Origin of the sequence: Terrisporobacter petrolearius, assembly GCF_020748185.1 — a bacterium.
Classification (GTDB): Bacteria; Bacillota; Clostridia; order Peptostreptococcales; family Peptostreptococcaceae; genus Terrisporobacter; species Terrisporobacter petrolearius.
On sequence record NZ_JAHZMO010000003.1, the window covers coordinates 1 to 23,866 of the forward strand.

Below are 23,866 nucleotides of genomic sequence, written 5' to 3' on the forward strand. Positions count from 1 at the left end.
AACTTTTGCATTAGTCCATTTTTACCAACCACATCTTCCATAGTTTTACACTTTTTAACTTCAACTTGATAGTCTATATCTGGAATAATTATTTCTTTTTTATTTTTCATTTTAATACCTCCAAAAGTTTAATATGAATATTATTCCAAACTTACCAGTTTTACATACAAAAAAGACTGTAGGTAAGTTTGTTTTACACAAATCTACCTACAGTCCCTTAAAATTAATGGAATTAAGCAATCTATGTCTAGAAGAGGTAACTGTTGAGATAACGCTCCTATTGAAAGTTTTTTTAGTCATCTAAAATGTGAACTAGTCTATCTAGTTGATACAAGAGATTCAAAAGAAATCACAAAACTTATAGAGGAATATATTTCTTTCTACAATCACGAACGTGTACAAATAAAAAATGGCATGAGTCCAGTTGAATACCGAACACATGCCGCTTAAAGTGCCTTTTTTATGAGTGTCTACTTGACAGAGTCATAACTATAGTCTAGTCTTTTTATATTAGCATGGTAGTACTACTCGAAGTAATACCATATAAATATTTTTATTCCTTACTTTGTAACTTCACATAAGAAATTGCTTCTTTTCTGTTTCGAAGATTTAGTTTTACAAAAATATTACTAACATGCTTTTTAACTGTACATTCTGTAATATATAATTTATTTCCAATTTCTTTGTTATTACATCCATCTCCAATTAATTGTAAAACTTCATCTTCCCTTTTAGTTAGCTTATTTCTACTATGTTTTTCTTCATGCTCAAACAACTTTTCAAGTAAGTCTAAATCATAGTACTTTTTGCCTTTGATTACGCTATGTAAAATAGAAGAAAAATCGTTTTTGTCAGGTATGTCTGCAACATAACCTTCCACACCATTTTTTAAAGCTCTCTTAAAAATAGCCCCTCTTTTTCTAATATCCAATACAATAACTTTTATTTGATCATTGATAGACTTTATAGATTCTACAAAACTTAATAATTCCAAATAGTCATTCCTTATATCTATTATTATCATTTCAATATTATCGTATTGCATATTGCAAATAAGTTCTAATTTTTTCGCAGAAATAACTTCAATTTCATCTTCACTATTATTTAGTATATCTTCTACTACCCCAATAATAATATCTGATTCCGAAATAACTAAAACATTCATTTCGTTACACCCCTTACTAAAAACAAAAAATCAAGCAAGCTGACATTTTAGTTTTAAATTTATTCCCTCAATCTTGAAAAAATCATAACCTTAACCCTAATAAATTACTTTTATCATTTAATTATCTGTATTTATAAAGGAGTCTATCATTTAACTTAAGTTCTGTCAATTAAAGTAGTACTACTTTATTAATCTAAAGAAATATATTTAAAGTAAATAGCGTTTATATTTAATCAATAATATCAAAATATTTCATTGCATGTTCTATTCCATCTTCATCTATATGTTTTGTTACAAATGTAGCTTTTTTAAACAAATCTGGATTGCCATTTCCCATAACTATACTATTGGAGGCACTTTCTAACATTGGTATATCATTGTTGCTGTCTCCAAAAGCAAATGTATTTTCTTTATTTATATTAAAATAATTGATTAAAAAATCTATCCCACTTCCTTTTGAATGTCCTTTGGGTATTAATTCTCTCGTTCCTTTTCCATGATCTATGTAATCAAATATTTCTTTTATTTCTTCACAGAAATCATCTATATATTTGTTATCATCATACCTAATAAACATCTTATTAAATGTCATATTTTCTAAATCATATGCCTTTACTGGGTAGTTTTGTTTTCTTAGATTAGACAATAAAAAGTCATCTTCTGCATTTTCGTCAACATATATAGCTTCTTCACCTTCTAAAACAGCATTTAATTCATATTTTTTTAATGAATCTAGTATAACGTTATACTTTTCTTTATTTACTCTGTTAACATAAAGTACTTCATTGTTTACTTCTATATAAGTCCCACATCCACAAACATATCCATCAAAACCTAGTTCCTTTATATCATCACCGATTAATGATTTTGTCCTTCCTGTATTTATAAAAATCAGATGGCCTTTTTCTTTTGCTTTTTTAAGTGCATTCTTTGTACTTTCTGGTATTGTAAACGTTTTGTGAGAAAGCAAAGTTTCATCAATATCGAAAAATAAAATTTTTCTATTTTCCATGTTATTATCCTCCCTAATGTCTTTTTATTTAAATATAAATATAGCCTTAAGTTATATTTTTTTCAATTGCATTTTTTCTATTATACAAACAATTTTATGAAATCTAATTACTTAAATATTAATATTTTTCACAAAATGAAATTTATGAAAAAACTAAATTTTTGTATGTTTTTGACGAAATAAAGCAATGTATAATGTAACAATGCGCAAATTATCTAATGTATAATGATTTTTTCACTTTTCTGATATATCTACATTGTAACACATACAGTTATTCCAACTTATATCCCTAAAATTAAAGTATCAGGAAATTACAATAAAAAAGCCAGTGTAAAACTGGCTTTATTCTTCATCTTTAATACTATAGCTAGCATCATCTATTATATTTGGATCTTTATATACTTTTTTACCACTTCTCTCATATGGATCTTGAGGGCCTTTATACTTGGACAGTTCCTCATTAATTATACCTATTGCCCATATTATCATAAAGGCATCATCAAAAAAACCTAATGGTCCAAACAATGCCTCTGGAATCACATCTATAGAAAATACAAAGTATATTAGTGTGGCTACAAAAGAAAAAAATACTTTTGCTTTTCCTAAAAAAGATACATTTCTATCACTAAAATAGTCTGCAACTTTAGGCAAATTTTTTATAAATCCTATGCCAAATCCAGCTTCTTTAAATCTTACTAATATTCTCTTAAAGCTATCTAAAAACCTGTTGCCAGTATTCATAGTCTTGTTCATCATACATTCTCCTTAATAATAAGATCTTTGTACATAATTGTTTATACAATATATTAAAACAAAAATCGACTATATTCAAGAATTTTATTATGTATTCTTATAGTTTATTCTATAATTAATCCTATTAGCCTTACCAATTCTAATCCTTGACTAGCATTTACTTTAGCTTTATATAGTTCAGGTATCCCAATTTCTATTCCATCAATCTCACAGTTAGATAAATTTACACCTTCTAAATATGTTCTTGTAAAGACTGTCTTTTTAAAATCACAATCATCAAAATTCAAACATTTATTCTTTACTTCCATAAATACACTTGAAGCAAAAGATGAGCCTTCTAAGCTTACCTTATTTAATTTACTGAAAGCAAAACTACTGTAATCACCTAAAATATTTTTAAATAAGCAATCTTTTAAATGTGCATCTTCAATTTTGCACCCTAACATCTTGCAATTTACGAATTCAGTTCTAAATATACTTCCTTCTGAAAAATCTATATTTGATAAATCACATGTGTCAAATATAACATCTAATAAGTCTATATATCTAAATATACAATTGTCAAAATTTACATTTTTAAAAACACAACTATCAAAAGATAACCTAGACTCATCCATAGTTGGAATATCAATATTTTCAATCAACTTATCACAGATTTTTTCATCTTCCTCTATTAATTCTAATAACTGGTCTAAAGTATTTATTACTTCTAAATTAACATTTATCTTAGGCTTTTGAATTTTTTTCAATCTACTCATCTCCATTCTTAAAATTTCTCCATATCCTTTGGAAAAATAGTTATTTTTATTTAATTATATTACCATTTATTTATTTCTTTACATAAAATTTTTCCATCAGCATATTTTTCTAAATATTCACAAGCCTCATCCATATATTTATCTAACTCTTCATCACCATTAAATGAAATTATATTCATTAAAATATGCTTAGAATCTGTGGTTATCATAGCTCTTATAGAATCTGAAGTTGTGCTACCAAACTTTCCTTTATCATCATAAAATACTGGTAAATTAGCAATATTCAATTCTCCCTTACCTATACCTGCATAAGTTTCGCCTTCCTCAGCAATTGTAAAATGTATATCTCCACTTATCTTATCTAAATCATAAGTTCCTACAGAGTATGCAGAGTTTAAAGAAATTAAATTATTTATATCTACCACATTATTAACTTTATATAAACCAATCCCTCTAGCTATTCTTCTATATAGTGCCTCAGAAGATAGTCTATATCTGGATGGGTCTTTTCCAAAAGATTTATAAGCAGCTCTAGAGTTTGCAATATTATTTATTGTATTAATTGTTTTAACAGGTACACTATTTTCTATTTCCTTTGCTTTTTCATCAATTATGTTCCATAACTTTTCATTCTTTTCTGTTACACTAACATAAGCTTCTATAGAACCGATTGCCACCTTGTTGCATTTTTCATTAATTTTATCATCAATTATTATTTTCATTTTTCCAACCCCCTTTTCTATTTAGATATAATTATACTATAAAAAAGCATGCTTATCATTTTTAACTAAATTTTTGTTCATATCCATATTTTTTCTTTTCAATAATACTATTTTCTTAATATAATTTTTTTTTATGGCCAAAATATTCCATAAGCTATGTTAAAATAATAATAGTTAAAATATTATATTAAGAGGTGTAAATATGTTAAGTGAAAAGCTAGAAAGAAGTTTAAATGATCAAATAACTTTTGAATTCTATTCTTCATATACTTATTTAGCAATGTCTGCATTTTGTGAATCTTCTGACTTAAATGGATTTGCTAATTTTTTTAGAGTTCAAGCAAAAGAAGAGTTAGATCATGCTATGAAGTTATATGATTATGTATTCCAAAAAGGCGGTAAAGTGGTCCTTGGGGAAGTAGAACAACCTAAAAAAGAATATGATAACATGGTAGATGTATTTGAAACTGGTTTAGAGCATGAAAGAATGGTAACAAGTAGAATCTATGCTATTACTGATATAGCTACCGAAGAAAGAGAACACGCTACTATGAGTTTCTTAAAATGGTTTATTGATGAACAAGTAGAAGAAGAAAATAACTTTAACTCTTTACTAAAAAAAGTAAAAAGATGCGAAAATAATCCAGCCGCTCTTTATATGCTTGATGATGAGTTAGCAAATAGAACTTACGTGGCGCCTGTTACAAATTAATTTATAAAGTTACCTATAATGTCAATCATTTTAGGTAACTTATTTTTTTACTTTTTTTAAATATTAATTAATATTTTATTTAAATAAAAAAAACTTTCCAAATTAGAATATAGTATTATAATAGTGTTAAATAAATTCTAATTAAAAGGAGTCTTAATATGAATGAATTAAAAACGCAAACCATAAGTGATATGGAGAAAAATATATTAAAAATATCTACAGGGTTATTTTTAAATCAAGGCTATGATAAAACAACTATTAGACAAATTGCTGAACAGTGTGGAATAGGAAGAGGTCATTTATATTATTACTTCAGAAAAAAAGAAGATATTTTAATCCATATTTTTAAACAAATCTTAAATAAAATTTATGATGATGTTATAGAAAGTAGTGATGATAAAACAGAAGTATTGTTAAGCTATGCTACAATACAATGTGTTTATACCTATACTTTAGTTTTAAATGAAAAACTATTCAGAATTTATCTACAAGGTTCTAATATAGAAATTGTAAGAAGAGCTGCTCAAAATATTTTAATAGATTTGTGCAAGAAAAAGGCTGAAGATATGAATTACGATATAAAAGAAAAAGATATATGTTTTAGTGTTACTATTGGGTATGCAGGGGAATGTGAATTAATGAAAAGATATTATCACGGTGAAGAGGACTTTGACATAGATTCAATTGTAAGAAGTATTACCTCTACTCGTTTACTATTGCTTAATATCATAGATCATAAACAAGTGAATGAAATCGTGGATAAAGCAATGGTAGAGGCAAAAAAATTTGATTATAACGACATAATTGCAAAATTCCATTATTTCGAATTTTAAGATGAACAATGTAAAGTTGTTCATCTTTTTTTATTTTAAACTAATTAGAAAATTTTAGCAAAAACAGTTGACATAGTATTGGGCACGCCCTATAATTTTGTTATAAATTTGGGCACGCCTAAACGTGCTAATATTTTGGAGGGGTAAATATGGAAAGAATTGCAAAAAAAATTGCAAATCACAGTAAGTTAATCTTACTACTGGCAATAATCTTATTAATTCCATCTGCATTTGGTTATTTTAACACAAATATTAATTATGATATCTTAAGTTATTTGCCAGACAATATTTCTACTACAAAGGCCGAAAAACTTTTAAAAGATGATTTTGGTTGTGGTACTCTAGCCATGTTAATTGTAGAAGATATGAATGATAAAGACGTTTCTAAGGTTAAGGACAAGATTGCTCAGGTTGATGGTGTAGCTGATGTGCTATGGGTAGATGATTTTATGGATTTATCAGTACCTAAAGAAATTTTACCAAAAGATATGACTGATTTTCTATACAACGGGGATAAATCTACGATGATGATAGTAAAAATGGAAAAAGCCACTGGGGACATAAAAACTCAAAATGCAGTATCTTCTATAAGAAGCATTGCAGGAAAACAAGCTTTTTTAAGTGGCATGTGTGGAATTCTTAAAGATACCAAGGATTTAGCAGACAAAGAAGTCCCTTTATATATACTAGCAGCAAGTATTTTAATTCTAATTATCCTTGGTCTTACTTTAGAATCCTCTGTTATACCAATAATTTTCTTAACAAGTATTGGTATGGCCGTAATATATAACTTTGGCTCAAACATTATATTTGGAGAAATTTCTTATATCACAAAAGCCTTAGCTGCTGTATTACAACTAGGTGTTACTATGGATTATTCAATATTCTTATTGCATCGATACGAAGAAGAAAAAATCAAGTGTCCAAAGGATAAAAAAAGTGCTATGGCAAATGCCATAAAAAATACCTTTATATCTGTTGCTGGTGGTTCTGTTACTACCATAGCAGGTTTTTTAGCTCTATGTGCTATGGAGTTAGGCTTTGGAAAAGATATAGGTCTAGTAATGGCAAAAGGAGTTTTAATTGGTGTTCTTAGTACTATTACTATACTACCCTCTTTCATACTTGTGTTTGACAAACAAATTGAAAAATATAAACATAGAACAGTGATGCCAAAGTTTAATAAAGTATCTAAAATTATAGTCAAGAATTATAAAAAATTAGCTATCTTATTTATAATCATATTTATTCCATCTTATTTTGGATATAAAAATGCTAATGTCTACTATAATTTAGATGAAAGTTTACCAAGTAATTTTCCTTCAATTATTGCTACAAACAAAATGAAAACTGATTACAATATGGAAAGTACCAATTTTATATTAGTAAAAGATAGCGTTTCTCCAAATGATTTAAGTGAAATGATTAAAGAAATTGAAAATTTAGATGGTATTACTTCTGTTATTGGACTTGAAAAATATATAGGCCCAAGAGTTGATCAAGATTTCTTACCTGACGATATTTTAAGCGAAGTAAAATCTAACGGTTATGAACAAATATTAGTCAACTCAAAATATAAAGCAGCTACCGATGAATGTAATGCTCAAATCGAAAAATTAAATAAAATAGTTCATGAATATGATAGTGAAGGACTTGTAGGTGGTGAAGCACCTCTTACTTTAGACTTAATAAAAATTGCCGATACAGATTTCAAAAAAGTAAGCGCTGCCTCTATTATTGCTATATTCATTATTATTGCTTTATTGTTTAAATCAGCATCACTTCCAGTATTTCTAGTTGCCACTATACAATGTGCTATATTCCTTAATTTAGGTATTCCTTATTATACAGGAAATGTAGAACCATTTATAGCCTCTATAGTTCTTGGTACTATACAGCTGGGAGCTACTATTGACTATGCTATACTTATTACTTCTAGGTTTAGAGAGGAAAGAAATGAAGGATATGAAAAATTTGAAGCTATGGAACGCTCAATAAAAGGAAGTGCTCCTTCTATTATAACTAGTGCTCTATCATTCTTTGGTGCTACTGTTGGCGTAGGATTAATTTCAAAGCTTGATATGATTAGTGCTCTTTGCACTCTAATGGCAAGAGGTGCCATAGTTAGTATGTTTATAATTATTTTTATACTTCCTGCAATACTATTATTATTTGAAGGAATCGTTGTTAAAACTAATAAAAGTTTTATAACTAAAAAAGAATTATGTGAAGAAACTAATTAATTAATAGGGGGTTTATTAAAATGAATAATAAAGAAATAAAAAATAAATCTGTTGCTCTTGCAACTATAGTACTTATGCTTGGTAATTCATCTTGTGTTTTTGCTGACAACAATATAAGTAAAGATGAAACTGTATACTCTATATTAGATGAAAATGGTAATGTTAATAAAAATATAGTATCAGCATGGATTAATAGTTCATCTTCTCTTGGAACTATCCATGATGTAAGTTCTCTAAGTAATATAAAAAATGTTAAAGGCGATGAAAAGCCTGAAATTAGTGGAAACAAAATAACTTGGGATGTTAAAGATGATGATCTATATTACCAAGGTGAAACTAGCAAGAATTTACCTATTAATGTGGATATTAAATATGAATTAAATGGAAAAGAAATAAATCCTCAAGATATTCAAGGTAAAAGTGGTCAATTTAAAATTACTTTATCCTTAAAAAATAATGAAAGCCGCCAAGTAACTATAAATGGAAAAAACAGAACTATTTATGTTCCTTTTATAACTGCTTCAGAAATTGTTTTAAATAGAGATAATTTTAAAGATATAAAAACAAGCACAGGAGCTTTATTAGATGAAGGAAGTAATTGTGCTATTACATTTGTATCTATACCAGGTTTCAAAGAATCTCTTGATTTAGATAGTAAGTTCTCTAGTTATCTTGATTTAAAAGATGAGGTTGTTATCGAAGGAAATACTACTTCTTTTGAAACTCCAAATATAATGATTGCTGCTACAAGTGATGTATCAAAATATCTAGAAGATATAGATGATGATACTAGCTTTGGTGATTTAAAACATTCTTTAGATAAATTACAAGACGGTGGTAAAAGCTTAGTAGATGGTGCTAAACAAGTTAGTAATGGTGCTAATACTTTAGATACTAATTATAAAAAATTTAATAACGGAGTTAAAACATTAGACAATGGTATAACTACTCTTAATAATGGTGCTTCTCAACTTGTAAGTAAATTACCTGAATTAAATAACGGAGCTCAAAGTTTATCTAGTGGTCTTAATACTTTAAGCTCCTCTTCTAAGGACTTAAGTAATGGTGTTAATAAAGTTAATTCTGGAGCTTCTAGTTTATCTAGTGGTCTTAGTACTTTAAGCTCTTCTTCTAAAGATTTAAATAGTGGTGCTAAAAAAGTTAACCATGGAGCTTCTTCTCTATCTAGCGGTCTTAGTACTTTAAGTTCTTCTTCTAAAGACTTAAGTAGTGGTGCTAAAAAAGTTAGTGATGGAGCTTCTAAATTAAATAGTAACTATTCTGCATTAGATAAAGGTATTAATTCTTCATATAGCGGCGCTAGTGAGTTACAAAAAGGGTCTAAACAACTACAAGCTGGTGCTGACAATTTAAAAGAAGGGTTAAGCAATGGTTCTAGCGGAGTAAATGACTTAATATCTTCTACAAATGTAATTAGATCTCTTGCTTCAAAAATAGAAGGCATCGCTTCTAAATTAAATGCTGGAAGTAGCAGCAAGATTAAATCTAACCTTTCATCTATAGCTGCTAGAGCATCTGAAAATGGTGACGAAAAAACATTAGCTAATGTACAAGAAATTAGTGATTCACTTAGTAAACAATCTTCAAGTATTAGTGGTGCTGCCGATGGCTTAAATAGCATTGCCAAGGGATTAAATGATTTAGCTGATAAACAAGAAAGTGGTCTAAAATCTTTAGCCAAAGGCATTAATTCTGCAGTAGCTGGTGCTAAAAAACTTTCTTCTGGTCTGAGTGACCTTAATAGTGGATTATCGGATTTAAAAACTGGTTTAGGAGAAATAAGCAAAGGTTCTAGCTCTGTTTCTAGTGGACTAAAAACCCTAAGTGATGGTAGTTCAAATTTGGCAAATGGTTCTTCTAAACTTGCTAAAGGTGCTTCTGATGCTTACTCTGGTAGTGCTAGTTTAACTTCTGGTACTTCTAGTCTTGCTAAAGGTTCTTCTATGCTTGCTAAAGGTGCTTCTGATGCTTACTCTGGTAGTGCTAGTTTAACTTCTGGTACTTCTAGACTTGCTAAAGGTTCCTCTATGCTTGCTAAAGGTGCTTCTGATGCTTACTCTGGTAGCAAGACTTTAGCTAACGGTACTTCCCTATTAGAATCTGGCGGAAAAGCATTGGCTGATGGAGTGGGTACATTAAAGAATGGTTCCTCTGAACTTTCTAGCAATTCCGAAAAAATCTCAGCTGGAATAGGAACATTATCTAGTGGTACTGACCAATTATATTCAGGCGCTAAAAAGCTTCAAAATGAAGGTTTAAATAAACTTGCTAAAGAAGGAGATTCTTTAATAAGTTCTTTAGATGGATCTATGGAAGTTAAAGACAAGTTAATAGACGCTGCTAAAGGATATGATAACTTTACTGGCATAAGTGATAGCATGGATGGTAGCGTAAAATTTGTAATGAAAGTAAAAGCTGAAGATTCCAATAAAGAAGAAGCTTCTGATACTAAAAATGATGATGCAAAAAAAGTTGATAACAGTGAAAGTTCTAGTAGTAATTTTATCGACTGGATAAAGAGCAAGTTTAATAAATAGATATTACCATTTTACCTCTTTATAAGGAGCAAAGGAAAATAATTATGACCTTGCTCCTTTTTAATTACATATTTTTCTCTTGTTTGTGAAAAAATGTATGTAAGAGCATAACTTATATTATAATAAATCTATGCTTTACATAAAACTGAAATTGAGGGATGGTTAAATGGATAAAGACGTAATATTGAAAGAAACCAAATCATTTGTAAAAAATAAATTATATAAAGAAGGCTCTGGCCATGATTGGTTTCATATAAAAAGAGTTTATAATTTGGCTACTTATATTTGTGAAAATGAAGGGGGAGATGAATTCATTATTAAAATGACTTCTCTACTTCATGATATTGATGATTGGAAATTTAGCAATAATAATAAAACAACAGAAAGCTTTTTAAAATCCATTAGTGTTGATGAAGAGTCTATTTATAAAATAATGAATATAATCACCACCATGTCCTATAAAGGCGGTGTAATAAATTCTTATCAAAACAATCTAGAAGGAAAAATTGTTCAAGATGCTGATAGATTAGATGCTATGGGTGCCATAGGCATAGCAAGAGCTTTTACATATGGTGGCAGTAAAAATAAATTAATGTATGATCCTCATATTAAACCTAAAAATTTTCAAAACCTAGATGAAGTAAAAAATCTTGATAACCACACAATAAATCATTTCTATGAAAAATTACTTAAGCTTAAAGATTTAATAAACACAGATACTGCTAAACAAATTGCTGAAGAAAGACATAGATTTATGGAAATTTATTTGGATGAGTTTTATTATGAATGGAATTTTAATAAAGAAAAATAATCAATAAAAAGTCCTATAAATAATATAGGACTTATCTTTTTAATAAAATTGCTTTACTTTTTCCATTCCTCTGTTTTCCATTATCTTTACAGAATCTGCCTTAATAACTAAGTTTCCATCTTCCTCTTCTAACTTACCTAAAACTTTTATCCAATCATTTTCTTTTGGCAAATCTCCATCATAGTCAAATTCTAATCCACACTTAGTTTCAACCTTTTTATACTCTTCATCTTCGTGTACAGAGTCATCATCATGGTTATGTTCTACTGTATCGGTTAATCTATACACATATAAATGATTTTTATTATCTTTATTTTTTAATTTTATAAACATACCTTCTAGTTCTATGGTTTTGCCCACATATTTGCTACTATCTAAATAAATATCGTTTATATAGTCAACATATACATTTTCCATTATTTTAATTATTTCTTGAGAATCTTCATTTTTATGTATTTCAGCACTTTCGCTAGATACTTTTTTATTACATCCTGTCATAATAATTATTGTACATAAACTAATTAGTATAATACCAAATACTTTCTTCACTTATTGACCTCCAAAATATGTATTAAATATTTTGTCTTATCTTATCATGAAGAAAAAAATGTGTCAATTATTCTTCTTCCGTAGTAGCCGACTCCAATAAAAGTTCTTGGGATTTTATTTTATCGCTATACACCTCACTGATAAATGTAGATCCTAATATTAATATTCCTCCAATAACTTGTAATAAACTCATACTTTCATTTAAAACTATAGCTGACATAAATATTGCAAAAATGGGATCCACATAGGAATAAATAGCCACCGTCTGACTTTCTATTTTTTGAATAACAGTAAAATATAATAAATATGCTATTCCTGTATGAACTACCCCTAATATTAGTAATAGAATTATCGACTGACTAGAAACACCTACTAAACTCATTTTTTCTGTGAAAATTACATAAGGTATCAGAAATATAGCTGATACTGATAGCTGTACTATGGCACTATCTCTACCTGAAATACCCTTTAAAAATTTATTTAATATTACTACACCTGTATAAAAACATGCTGCACTTAAGCCATAGAGTATTCCAACCATATTATTTTTCCCTATACTACTTTTATCAATTCCCACAATACAAAGCATTCCTATCATGGCTGCAACTATACAAGAAACTTTTACTGAGTTTAGTTTTTCTTTTAATAAAAATGGTGATAAAAACATGACTATTATTGGTGCTAAGTAATAACAAATTGTTGCTGTAGAAATAGTTGTGTAGTGATAAGCTTGAAATAAGAAAATCCAATTAAAACCTAAGCATATTCCACAACATATTAATATCAATAAGTTTGATTTTATCTTTTCCTTGGATAAACTTTCTTTTGATATCATACTGAAAATTATCAAAAAAATACTTCCTACAATTGCTCTTACCAATGCTATTTGGCTAGACGTAAAATTAATATATCTAACAAATATACCAATACTACCCCAAATTAACATGGAAATAATAAGACCTAATTTATATTTTTTCATATACTACCTCCCTTTTACTTATTAATCTTTATATACTTTCAACATACTCTGATACAATTTTAGACAATAATATCATTTATTGCTGTAAGAGTGGCCTGTATTCATAAAAATTTCTTTTATATTATTCATTTAGCGCTCTCCCTTAATAACAAAACTTGTTATATAAATTATAACAAATGGTAAATATAATTAGTTTAATATTCTAAATTTTATAAAAATTTTTATTTTAGTCACATCTATTATCTTTTTCACTATATAATATTATATAGAGTAATCTAAATTTTTAATTGAAGAGGACGAGTATAATGAGGAAAGTAAAAAAGATTAACACGATGATTAAGGCTTTTTATAATATATTTGGCACGCTTCCTTTGTTAATAACCCTATATATATACCCCTTAATCCCCAACAAGATTCCTATTCACTATTGGATGAATGGAACTATCGATAGATGGGGAAGTAAAAATGAATTATTTATTGTTCCAATAATAATTTTTTTATTGTTTGTTATTTTTAAACCTAAGTTCTTTTTTTTAAGTTTTAATTATGAACCTGAAGATAAAATAACAAGATGGAATAACTATTATTTTTTGGTAATATTAAATATTTTAGTATATACAAATATATATATTTCTTTAAACTATGAGACTTGCTTAAATAATTTTAACTTTTACAATTTTTTTGCTTGTGCTATTTGCTTTCTATTTGGCTTTTATGGTAACTATATACCTAATTGTAATAAAATCTCTAGTTTTTCTATAAGAAATAAATACACCTTAGAAAATCATATTATTTGGCACAAAACTCATAGATTTTGTGGAATACTCTGGTTTACTGGTAGCGTCACATTCTTTCCTATGCTTTTGTTTATCAGTAACTATTATCTTTTAGCTATTGTAATCTTAATGTTATGTATTTTTTTAATATCTCCCATTATATATATGAAATATCTTCATGAGAAACATATTAAAGATGAGTTGAAAAATAATACTATGAAAAAAAAAATCCAGCATTCTCATTAATTAAAAAAGACTGTAGATAACTATACTATCTACAGTCTTTTTAACTATATTCTCCTACAAATTTGCTAATTCAAATTTGTAATGAGTTTTCTCGAATATATATTATATTAAGATCAAATGATTTTCATTTATTTTTATATGCTATAACTAAAAAAATCCAACCATTATGATGGAAGGATTCTAATTTTAAAGATTATTTATTATATTTTACATGAGTCCATTGTATATTATCAACATATTTTTTAACTAAATCATAGCACATATCGGGATGAATAGTTTCTTCTGTTGATATAGTTATAGTTGACATGGAAATAGCAAACTTAAGCGTATCTATCAAAGAAATATTTTCCATATATCCATAGGCTATTCCTGCAACAAAAGAATCTCCGGCTCCTGTCACATTTACAACTTTAACATCATTAGCTTTTAATTTACCTTCTTCTACTCCGTTGTTATAGTATATTCCGTCTTCATCTAGTGTAATAAATACATTTTTTATTCCTAAATCAATAAAGTAATTTCCAGCTTTTTTTACATCTTCGTCATTTTTAATTTTAAATCCACACATTATTTCAGCTTCATATCTGTTTGGCTTTATAGTATGGAAATACTTTATTAAATGTTTTATACCTTCTGCTTTTGCAGCAGATACAGGATCTAATATGAATTTAGTTTCTCCACTAAAATTTTTAAGTATATGTTCTACTATGTCCGGTCTATCTGAATCTAATATCATATATTCAGAATTTTTTATTGTTTCTGCCTTAGAGTCGATAAATTCAGTAGTAAATTTGTCTATTATTTTCATATCTACTACAGCTGATACCATCTCTCCTTGGTGGTTAAGTATTGCCATATATGTTGGTGTATGCCCACCTTCTATAATTAATGAATCACTCATATCATAATTCATAAGCTTTGAATGTTCTATCATTCTATTTCCAGTTTCATCATCACCTAAGATTGATATAAACTTAGTATTAACTCCTACTCTAGACATGCATTCAGCTATGTTTCTGCAAACACCTCCAAAAGAAGTCTTCACCTGACCTGGGTTAGAGTCATTGCATCTATAATTATTATCCGTAAATCCACAAATATCAAAAACTGATACTCCGAATACTAATGCATAGGAATTTGTATTTTTCATAATATAATCGTAACCTTTCTAAGAAATTATTTTTATATTTTAACATATTTTTAACGTTAATTTCTACAAATTTCAACATTTTCACAATGTATTTTTTTTACATATTATATAAATTTATTTTTCCACATCTATAATAACTTATTAGTCACGAAAATATTCCCATAATTATTACATATAAAAAGGAGTGATGAGGCTCCTTTTTATATGCCACATTCTATTTCCCCAAGATTTTATTTAACATTTTACGTTTATAATTTTTTATTTTTTCCAAATTATAAGTCTCACAGTATAGTCCAAATAGTATTAATATTAAACCTAAACTTATTAAAAACCCTTGTAAAAATCCTTTAATAAAATCCGGTAAAATAATATAAAATATTTGAAGCTGACTTATTAGAAATGAAATACCACTAAAAATCAAGCCAATACAAATGTATTTTTTATTATTATTCATGTTTACCTTCCCCAAATAAAATTTCTATTTATCTTCCATTTTTTCATTCATTATATCAAGACCTTTTTTTATCCATAGAAAAATTCCCCAGAACAATACTGCTTCAATTCCAATAATTATATTCATATGTTTTATTGCAATAAATGTATATGCCAAAGATATTACAAGTTCTACTGCAAATATAACTTTACCTAATTTACACCATCTCCCTAACATTTCTTTGTAAGAAGTATGATCTGTGTATATTTCATATTCACTAGCGTCACTATTTTCATTGTATTCTTTTCTAAAGTAATTCCAACCATTGTAAGTTGAGTTGATATATTCCCATCCTAAATCTTCAAACATCTCCATATATCTTTTTTTCTCTATTGATTCTCTTATGATTTCTGGATTATAGTCTATTTTATATACATATTTTTTTGAACCATCTTTTTCATATACACTGTGGAAACAACCTCCCTTTATAAGTTGCCATCCCCCATTACTATTCTCATTTATAAAATCTTCTTCTTTTTCATAATCCCAAGCCGTATATGTTCTATATGATCTTTTTAATTCTTTTCCCATTTTTATTATCCCCCTATTTTTATATCTTGTCTTCTATTAACTTTGCGCTATTTAGCAGCTCTTTAAGCCTTTTTATTTCACCATATAATATATTTGTTCCTTCTTCTGTTATTTCATATGTTCTTCTTCTATCATCACTGTCATCCACTGTTATACTATCTCTTATCCACCCTTTTTTTATCATTTTGCTTACTGCAGTATACATTGTTCCCGACCCTATTTTCACCCTATTATCTGAAAATTTCATAGCATCTTGCATTATTCCATAACCGTGATTAGGTCCTTTATATAAACAGAGCAAAATATAGTAATAGCTTTCTGTTAAAGGTTCATACTTCTTTGTCATCCATTATCATTCCTTCCTTTGTTGTGTTGCATGACGATATATCGTGATACGATATACCTAGCTTATTTATATCGTATCACGACATATATCGTAGGTCAACATATTTTGAATATTATTTTACTATTTATTACCAATATAAAAGACTAGAGAGTTTTCTCTAGCCTAATAAATTAAAATATGCTTTCACTTTATATTTCTTTCATTTTTTCAATAATTTCACCATATAGTTTATCTTTATCATTTCCTCTAATTTCATTAGCTATCATTCCATCTTTTAACCATATTACTCTATTGCAATAACTTGCTATAACTGGATCATGGGTTACCATTATTAGAGTTTTTTTAAGCTCAACATTTGTATTTATCAGAATATCTATTATGGTTTTACCTGTTTTTGAGTCTAAATTTCCTGTAGGCTCATCGGCATAAATAATGCTTGGGTCATTTATTAATGCTCTACAAATTGCTGTTCTTTGTTTTTCACCACCGGAAATATTAGATGGCTTTTTATTTAATAGATGTTCTATTCCAACTTTTTTAGCATAATAATTACATTTTTCAAACATAATTTTTTCTTCCTCTTTATTTATTATCATAGGAAGCATGATATTTTCTTGAACCGTTAAGCTATCTAATAATCGAAATTCTTGAAATACAAATCCTATGTCATTTAATCTAATTTCTGAAATTTCATCACTGCATAAGCTTTTACTTTCCTTACCTTTATAATAAATGTCTCCACATGTAGAAGAATCTATAAGACCTAATATTTTTAATAATGTGGTTTTCCCACATCCAGAGTTTCCCATAATTGCAATTCTTTCGCCTTCTTCTATTTGGAAGTTTAATCCTCTTAATACATCAACACTTCCAAAAGATTTTTTTAAGTCAACTACTTTGATAATTTCCATGGCTATTTCCCTCCAATATTTCTAATTAAAAAATGAGATATAATAAAAGTTGATATACTATATATAACTAGAAAAACTAACATAATACTTATATAAATTTTCCCGCTTGATATTATTTCTAAATAAGTAAATCCGCGCATATAAACTGTGGTTATAACAAATATTAAAGAAGTTACTATTGCTAATATACATGGTAAAAATGCAAATGATGTTATTTCTCTTATTATTATAGAGTTGGACTTCTTTTTCTTTTCTCCTAAATAACTAAGCAATTGATAACGATTTTTATAATAAGATATATTACCAAAAGCATGTACAAAAACAATTATTATACTTGCAATTACAAATGTTAATAGTATGGATATATTAATAATTAATTCAAATATTTTTTCGCCTTGAAAACCGTCATTTAAATCTTTGGATTTATAAAGATGCTTCACATTGCTATCGAGGTTACTTTCTTCTTTATGTGTTTTTCCATAATTACTCATATAACTTTCTAATGACTTATCATTACTTGCATTACTATTAACTGTCATTAAATACTTGATGCCATCACTAGTATTATGTTTATTATTAAAATAATCATCAGAGAAAATCACTATATTTTCATACATTACATTTGTCAATCTTCCAAATAGTATTTCTCTTTTTTCACCAACGACCTTATAGTCATTGCTAAATACAACCTTCCTTAACCCAAAATAATAGCGTTCTGCCTCACCTATTTTAATTAAAGGCTTAGATCTTATAGCATAAAAATCTAGTGGATGAGCTTTATTTGATTTATCTTCTTGAAATAAAATATAAATTTCTTTATCTTTCAAATTTAAATTTTTACCACTTATCTTTTCGTAAGTGCTTTGAGAAATACCAAGATGATGTCCTATAGGAATTGTTTTATACATATCTCCATAGCCACCATCTTCTCCTCCTGGTACAGTAACTCTTACCACGGGATACAGTTCACTATTCACATCAAATTTATTATCTATACTTTCTAGCTCACTTTTATCCTTTTCATATCCTAAACATACATAATCATAAGGATAAAGTTCTTTAGTCTCTAAAGGAAATAAAGCAGCTATTTGAAAAATACTTGTGAAAAACATTACAAAAAGTAAAGTATATAATATTAAAGAATTTTTTAAATAAGTTCTAGATTTATAAAGTACAAGATTAAGGGATAAAATATTCTTCAAATAATATTTTCTATTTTTAATTTTATTAAGAATATAACCTACTCCATAATAAACAAATATTACAAATATTATTATCCAAGGATAAATTGTATATTTTGATTCAGCCCAATGAGGGTCTGAATAAAATTTAAATAATACTAAAAGCAATATTGGTAATATAAGTATTATCTTATTGTATTTTGGAAGTTTTTCTTCCATATCTGAAGATGAAATATTAGTAATACCACCCTCAATAGCTAAATCTTGAACTATTGCCATAATAAATCCTAAAATCACTACACATCCTATAAATGATAACTCCGTAACAAGTACTAAATCTACACTTGGTATATTAGGATTTTGTAAATAAAATTCATACACTTTTCTAAAAACAAAAATCATCCCATTACCTAAAATAGCACCTATTACATAAGAAATCAATAAGCTTACAATTAGTAAGTATCTCATGCTTTTATATATTTCTTGTTTTTTAATACCTAATAGCAACAAGGTCTTAAAATCATACATTCTGTTTTGTATATAGTTTTTAAGTGAATAAAATTGAATTAATATTGTTACAATTGAAATAATAAATAATGCATTTATTACAACTGAGGTAATTCCTTCAGTAATATATGCAATACTAGTTTGTTGCATATTATGTACAATAAAAAGGTTTCCTAAAAAACCATAAATATATGCAACTGTCAATACTGTACTTATTATAAAAACTATATAATTTTTAATATTAGCTTTAAAATCCTGTAGTAAAATTTTATAAATCCATTTGCTATTCTTTTTCTTCTTTATTTTTTTATGATTGGACTCTTTATTTAATCTATTTTGTTCCTTTATTCTTTTATCTATATCTGCATCTTCGTAACTTAATTGACGGAAAATAATAATACCTAAAGCAATTATTAATCTAAGAAATAATATTATGGGTATTATTTTCACACTATTTTGTTGACCTAAAATAAATAAAAATGCATACGTAACCACATGAACTATTATCTCTCCCATGATAGATAAATATATTAATACATTTTCATATGTTACATTTTCCCTATCTTTATATGCATAGATAAAATGTATTAAGTATAAAAAAGATAATATTAGGTGAGATCCAAAATAAAATAATACTACTCTTTTGTCCACCTTATAAAATATCATGGATGGAATTACCCATAAAAAAATGCCACAAAAAATTAACACATTAAACAAACTTTTTTTCTTCATAACTTCCTACCTTTTTTAATAAATTTAATAGTTTTGTCTATATTATTTAGCTTTATATATTTACTAATTTAATTCTGTCTAATTCAATATTATGGAATAATATGTAGAAAGTAAAGTTAGATAATCCATTAAAATATTTTTTTCATAATAAAATTAAAATTCATGCAATTCAACATATATAAATAAAAAGAGTGCATATATATTTATTTATATATGCACTCTTTTGACATTGAAATTTTAATTTTTATGTAAATGTTTATTTTTAATTAATAATAGTTCTTTATATTTCCACAAATTATTAAGTTATATAAATATGTTCTTCTTCATATATTTTCATTATTTAATATTAATTGTATATTCTTGCTTTTTAGTTTTTTATTTTCCATATCTATGTGTATTTCCCTCACTTTTCTTGTAACTAATCTATTTAAATATAAAATAATATTCTTTAGAATTACCTAAAAATTCTCCGTATATTTTATCATTAAGATCTTCTAATTTAGATACATCCTTTATTTTTAAATTAGCATATTTATTTTCTTTAGCATTTAATTTAGTTTTAAAATCAACTGTTTTCACTGAATCTCCTATATGAATTTTATCTAGGCTTATTTCCATTGTCTTATTACTCTTGTTTTCTATATATAATCCATACTCCACTTTATTATTAATTATAGATATATTTTTTACTGTAATCTTAAAATCTTCATTATCTATAAATACTGGAACCATATCACCAGAATATAGCTGGAAATTTTCACTATCTATTTTTTCTAATCTCTTTCCATTGATTTTATACTGCATACGCTCCAGTTCTTCTTTGTCTTCATTATATTTAATAAAAGTTAAAATTTTTAAAGATTTATCATACTGAGTTTCATAAATATATCTTTTTTTATCTACCAACTCTTCTTTAGTACCTATCCAATCTGGATAATTCCATAATCCATCCATATCAGCTCTGTCTGCCATAGCTAGTTCATCTATGTATTCTTTTTCAACATATTCAGTTGTTACTTTACATTCTCTTCCTATACTTTTCACATAGGATTGTGCTTGCTTGTTAACATCCTTTAATAATTTATCTGTAAAATTACCATTTAAAGCTTCCTGCCCTTCTTTTTTAGGAAACATTTCAAGTACAGAGTCTTTGTAATCGTCCCCATCTTTAGCTTCTTCTCTTTCTAAACAATAATATCCGGATTTCTCCTTAGAAAATTTTATTCTTATTGGTATATTATAACTTGCACTTGTCATACTAAATATGTCGTTTTCGAAGCTATAATGACCATAAGTTGCCATAACATAAACTTCAACAGAATCATCATCTTCACTTTTCCCTAATATTACATGACTTTCCACATTTAACTCACCATTGAAATCTACACCATTCCAATATTTTATGTAATTATCTATTATTGCTTTTGATATGGCTTGATCTAAATCCTTTAAGTCAGTTTTTTGTGAAGCTAATAATACATTATTCTCTTCTTTATTTATAACTTTGCCATTAGTAAGAAGAACTCCGCATAAAACAAATAAACAAGTTATTCCTGTTACAGCAAAGATTCTTTTTTTCTTTGTGAAATATTTTGAATTTTTAATTAGCTCAACTCTCTTTTTTATAGTTTTTTTATCATCAGTCATATTTAGACCTACTGTTAATCTTTTATTTTGATTAACTTTTTCTAACACAGTAAGCATAGTAATACCGTACTTATTATGCTCTTTTTCTTTTAGAATTGATAGGACTCTTTCATCACAAGCCATCTCCATATCATTTCTCACATGTTTAAATAAATACCAAACTAAAGGGTTAAACCAGTGAATACATTGCAAAACAACTAATATATTGTCAACATAAGTATCTTTGCTTTTGAAATGGCATAATTCATGTAAGAATATATGTTGTAATTCTTCTCTACTCAAATCAACTAAATTGCTCGGTATAATAATTCTCGTCTTAAATAATCCAACTAAAGATGGTGAATTTATCATGTCGTCAACTACCAGTTTAATTTTTCTTTTTATATGTGATTTTTCCTTACATTCCTTCAAAATATTTTCTAAATAATCACATTTATAATCTTCTTTTCTTCTAATATTTTTTATAAAATGCAAATAAATTATAATGTAAGTAGTTAAAGTTAAAATTAAACCACTTAGCCAAACAATGGGTATTATATTTTTTAAAATACTTTTTTCACTTTCAGCATTAATAGTTGAAGAACTGGAGCTATTATTAACATTTTCTTCCACAAGGTTTTTACTTGAGCTACTATCATAATTTTTACCAACATTATAGTTTATTCCCTCACTGATATTTGGTATGTTAGCGGTATTTATATCAGATTGACTGTTTATTTTTACAGGTATTTTATTAAATAAACTTAAACTACTTTCTGGTCCAAATGGAAATGCTAGTTTAATAATTAATATCATCCATAATAAATAAGCATACTTTTTGTTGATTCTATTTTTCAATAAGCTTTTTATAAGTAATATTACTACTCCCGTTATACTACCATAAATAGTAGCATTTAATATGTACCCCCATATATTGTCCATACTCCACCTCTTTTCTATTCATCCCTTAATATGTCTTTTAGCTCTTCAATTTCAGCTTTAGATAACTTCTTGTCTTTTACAAAACTAAGAACCATTTTATTTATGGATCCATTATAAAGTTTTTCTAAAAAAGACTTGCTTGCATAATTTTTATACTCTTCTTCCCTTATGCTAGCACTGTAAATATAAGATTTTTTATTGCTTTTATCCACATTTACAAAATCCTTTGATACAAGTCTTGTTATAAGTGTTTGTATAGTTTTTGGTTTCCACTCGCTTTTATCTTTTAAATTTTCTATAATTTCAGCACTTGTTGCCTCTTTTAATTTCCATAATACTTTCATTACTTCTAATTCAGATTCAGAAATATTTTGTTTCATTGATTAACCTCCTTTTAAAACTTACACTTGTAATCCTTAATTAAATCTTACAAGCGTAATCCAAAAAAGTCAACCTTTTTTAAAAATACAAGGTGTTAAGTTTTCCTTCTATTTCATTAAGGGGAATTTTAAATTTTGGAATACCTACATAGTAAGGTGCTATTTCGTACAATTGAAAATAAATTACTAATTTATCATTTTCTAAATAAAACCCCTGATCATCATCTATACCTCTAAATCCTTCTTCACCTGTAAAATATAAATCATTATTTTTTTTAATTTCTTTATTTATATAAGTATTTATAATACTTTTATAGTTTACATTATCCTTAAAAATATTTTTTAGCTTTAGCTCTTCTCCATTTTTTAAATTGTAATTAAAAGATTTTAGTACAGACATTCCATGAGCTCCACCTGTAAATTCATAAGTTAAAACTGGTATGCTAACTAAATTATTTTCATTGTAAGTCACATCATATTGGCTATAAGCTTCATATATAAACTTAGGTAGAGATGACTCTTTATTACTAATTTCATATTCTTTTTTATACTCTTCAGATTGTTTTTTTATATTATCCTTAAAACTAACTATATAGTTATATATATCGCTGTTAATTTTATATATTGATTTTATGCTTTCTTTCTCTTTATCCTCATATTTTTCTTTTATTTGAAAATAAGGATAGTCTAAATGGGCTTCAAAAAACTCACTTTCTTCTTCAATTTTTTTAAGTTGAATATTATATAAATAATTTATTTTATCTCTATCTTTTCTAAAAATTAATGGAAAAGACTCCTGTCCTGCTGAAATGCTTGTACTAAAAAACATAATAATTAAAACTAAAAATGGTATTCTTTTTAAATTAGTCATATTAATAAATCTCCTCATATTTTTATATAAACTTATTATTTACAAATACGCCTAAAAAAACGCACCTAAATCATTGGAT

General features: G+C 26.8%; 22 protein-coding genes and 1 pseudogene. 7 read left to right on the plus strand and 16 right to left on the minus strand.

What is annotated here, in order from left to right; genetic code table 11:
- Positions 1 to 210: 210 nt before the first annotated feature.
- Positions 211 to 450 (plus strand): annotated as a pseudogene (locus tag K0040_RS02540) (IS3 family transposase); the annotation flags it as partial.
- 103 nt (positions 451 to 553) lie between these two features.
- Here the strand turns inward: K0040_RS02540 and K0040_RS02545 are convergent.
- The 5 genes from K0040_RS02545 to K0040_RS02565 form a co-directional block, all read right to left on the minus strand.
- Positions 554 to 1,165 carry a response regulator transcription factor gene (locus K0040_RS02545; protein WP_228107404.1) on the minus strand — a complete coding sequence of 204 codons (612 nt, stop codon included), beginning with the start codon at positions 1,163 to 1,165 and terminating at the stop codon, positions 554 to 556.
- A gap of 229 nt (positions 1,166 to 1,394) precedes the next feature.
- Positions 1,395 to 2,177, minus strand: a complete 783-nt coding sequence (locus K0040_RS02550; RefSeq protein WP_074915025.1) for a Cof-type HAD-IIB family hydrolase — start codon at positions 2,175 to 2,177, stop codon at positions 1,395 to 1,397.
- 342 nt (positions 2,178 to 2,519) lie between these two features.
- A complete protein-coding gene (locus K0040_RS02555) occupies positions 2,520 to 2,930 on the minus strand; it encodes a YkvA family protein (RefSeq protein WP_228107405.1) in 411 nt (136 codons plus the stop codon).
- 104 nt (positions 2,931 to 3,034) lie between these two features.
- Positions 3,035 to 3,688, minus strand: coding sequence for a pentapeptide repeat-containing protein (locus tag K0040_RS02560; RefSeq protein ID WP_228107406.1), 654 nt, complete (start codon positions 3,686 to 3,688; stop codon positions 3,035 to 3,037).
- Positions 3,689 to 3,747: 59 nt separating this feature from the next.
- Entirely contained in the window at positions 3,748 to 4,410 is a 663-nt protein-coding gene (locus K0040_RS02565) for a B3/B4 domain-containing protein (RefSeq protein WP_228107407.1), read from the minus strand.
- A gap of 202 nt (positions 4,411 to 4,612) precedes the next feature.
- Between K0040_RS02565 and K0040_RS02570 the strand changes: the two genes are divergently transcribed.
- The 5 genes from K0040_RS02570 (at position 4,613) to K0040_RS02590 (ending at position 11,567) form a co-directional block, all read left to right on the plus strand.
- Positions 4,613 to 5,122 carry a ferritin gene (locus K0040_RS02570; protein ID WP_228107408.1) on the plus strand — a complete coding sequence of 170 codons (510 nt, stop codon included), beginning with the start codon at positions 4,613 to 4,615 and terminating at the stop codon, positions 5,120 to 5,122.
- A 158-nt stretch (positions 5,123 to 5,280) separates the two neighbouring features.
- Entirely contained in the window at positions 5,281 to 5,955 is a 675-nt protein-coding gene (locus tag K0040_RS02575; protein ID WP_228107409.1) for a TetR/AcrR family transcriptional regulator, read from the plus strand.
- 149 nt (positions 5,956 to 6,104) lie between these two features.
- Positions 6,105 to 8,198 carry an efflux RND transporter permease subunit gene (locus K0040_RS02580; protein ID WP_228107410.1) on the plus strand — a complete coding sequence of 698 codons (2,094 nt, stop codon included), beginning with the start codon at positions 6,105 to 6,107 and terminating at the stop codon, positions 8,196 to 8,198.
- A 20-nt stretch (positions 8,199 to 8,218) separates the two neighbouring features.
- On the plus strand, positions 8,219 to 10,756 hold the full coding sequence (locus tag K0040_RS02585; protein WP_228107411.1) for a TrbL/VirB6 family protein: 2,538 nt from the start codon (positions 8,219 to 8,221) through the stop codon (positions 10,754 to 10,756).
- 166 nt (positions 10,757 to 10,922) lie between these two features.
- Positions 10,923 to 11,567 carry an HD domain-containing protein gene (locus tag K0040_RS02590; RefSeq protein WP_228107412.1) on the plus strand — a complete coding sequence of 215 codons (645 nt, stop codon included), beginning with the start codon at positions 10,923 to 10,925 and terminating at the stop codon, positions 11,565 to 11,567.
- A gap of 39 nt (positions 11,568 to 11,606) precedes the next feature.
- Here K0040_RS02590 and K0040_RS02595 read toward each other — a convergent pair whose 3' ends face one another.
- Positions 11,607 to 12,116 (minus strand): TIGR03943 family putative permease subunit, encoded by a 510-nt coding sequence (locus tag K0040_RS02595; RefSeq protein WP_228107413.1) that lies wholly within the window; start codon positions 12,114 to 12,116, stop codon positions 11,607 to 11,609.
- A gap of 67 nt (positions 12,117 to 12,183) precedes the next feature.
- Positions 12,184 to 13,095, minus strand: a complete 912-nt coding sequence (locus K0040_RS02600) for a DMT family transporter (protein ID WP_228107414.1) — start codon at positions 13,093 to 13,095, stop codon at positions 12,184 to 12,186.
- Positions 13,096 to 13,400: 305 nt separating this feature from the next.
- Between K0040_RS02600 and K0040_RS02605 the strand changes: the two genes are divergently transcribed.
- Positions 13,401 to 14,117, plus strand: coding sequence for a DUF1648 domain-containing protein (locus K0040_RS02605; RefSeq protein ID WP_228107415.1), 717 nt, complete (start codon positions 13,401 to 13,403; stop codon positions 14,115 to 14,117).
- A 193-nt stretch (positions 14,118 to 14,310) separates the two neighbouring features.
- On the opposite strand, the gene K0040_RS02610 is transcribed toward K0040_RS02605, so the two are convergent.
- The 9 genes from K0040_RS02610 to K0040_RS02650 all read right to left on the minus strand — a co-directional run bounded on the left by K0040_RS02610 (position 14,311) and on the right by K0040_RS02650 (position 23,787).
- Positions 14,311 to 15,267, minus strand: a complete 957-nt coding sequence (locus tag K0040_RS02610; protein WP_228107416.1) for a carbohydrate kinase family protein — start codon at positions 15,265 to 15,267, stop codon at positions 14,311 to 14,313.
- 214 nt (positions 15,268 to 15,481) lie between these two features.
- Positions 15,482 to 15,721: a hypothetical protein gene (locus K0040_RS02615; protein ID WP_228107417.1), complete on the minus strand. Its 240-nt coding sequence runs from the start codon at positions 15,719 to 15,721 to the stop codon at positions 15,482 to 15,484.
- A 24-nt stretch (positions 15,722 to 15,745) separates the two neighbouring features.
- Positions 15,746 to 16,291: a DUF2812 domain-containing protein gene (locus K0040_RS02620; RefSeq protein ID WP_228107418.1), complete on the minus strand. Its 546-nt coding sequence runs from the start codon at positions 16,289 to 16,291 to the stop codon at positions 15,746 to 15,748.
- Between the two features lie 19 nt (positions 16,292 to 16,310).
- Positions 16,311 to 16,637 carry a PadR family transcriptional regulator gene (locus K0040_RS02625; RefSeq protein ID WP_228107419.1) on the minus strand — a complete coding sequence of 109 codons (327 nt, stop codon included), beginning with the start codon at positions 16,635 to 16,637 and terminating at the stop codon, positions 16,311 to 16,313.
- 188 nt (positions 16,638 to 16,825) lie between these two features.
- Positions 16,826 to 17,548 (minus strand): ABC transporter ATP-binding protein, encoded by a 723-nt coding sequence (locus K0040_RS02630; protein ID WP_228107420.1) that lies wholly within the window; start codon positions 17,546 to 17,548, stop codon positions 16,826 to 16,828.
- A 2-nt stretch (positions 17,549 to 17,550) separates the two neighbouring features.
- Positions 17,551 to 19,752 carry an FtsX-like permease family protein gene (locus tag K0040_RS02635; RefSeq protein WP_228107421.1) on the minus strand — a complete coding sequence of 734 codons (2,202 nt, stop codon included), beginning with the start codon at positions 19,750 to 19,752 and terminating at the stop codon, positions 17,551 to 17,553.
- A gap of 639 nt (positions 19,753 to 20,391) precedes the next feature.
- The gene (locus K0040_RS02640; RefSeq protein WP_228107422.1) at positions 20,392 to 22,536 is read right to left on the minus strand and encodes a M56 family metallopeptidase; all 2,145 of its coding nucleotides are present in this window, start codon (positions 22,534 to 22,536) and stop codon (positions 20,392 to 20,394) included.
- A 14-nt stretch (positions 22,537 to 22,550) separates the two neighbouring features.
- Positions 22,551 to 22,916 carry a BlaI/MecI/CopY family transcriptional regulator gene (locus K0040_RS02645; RefSeq protein WP_228107423.1) on the minus strand — a complete coding sequence of 122 codons (366 nt, stop codon included), beginning with the start codon at positions 22,914 to 22,916 and terminating at the stop codon, positions 22,551 to 22,553.
- Positions 22,917 to 22,995: 79 nt separating this feature from the next.
- Positions 22,996 to 23,787 (minus strand): DUF3298 and DUF4163 domain-containing protein, encoded by a 792-nt coding sequence (locus K0040_RS02650; RefSeq protein ID WP_228107424.1) that lies wholly within the window; start codon positions 23,785 to 23,787, stop codon positions 22,996 to 22,998.
- Between the last annotated feature and the right edge of the window lie 79 nt (positions 23,788 to 23,866).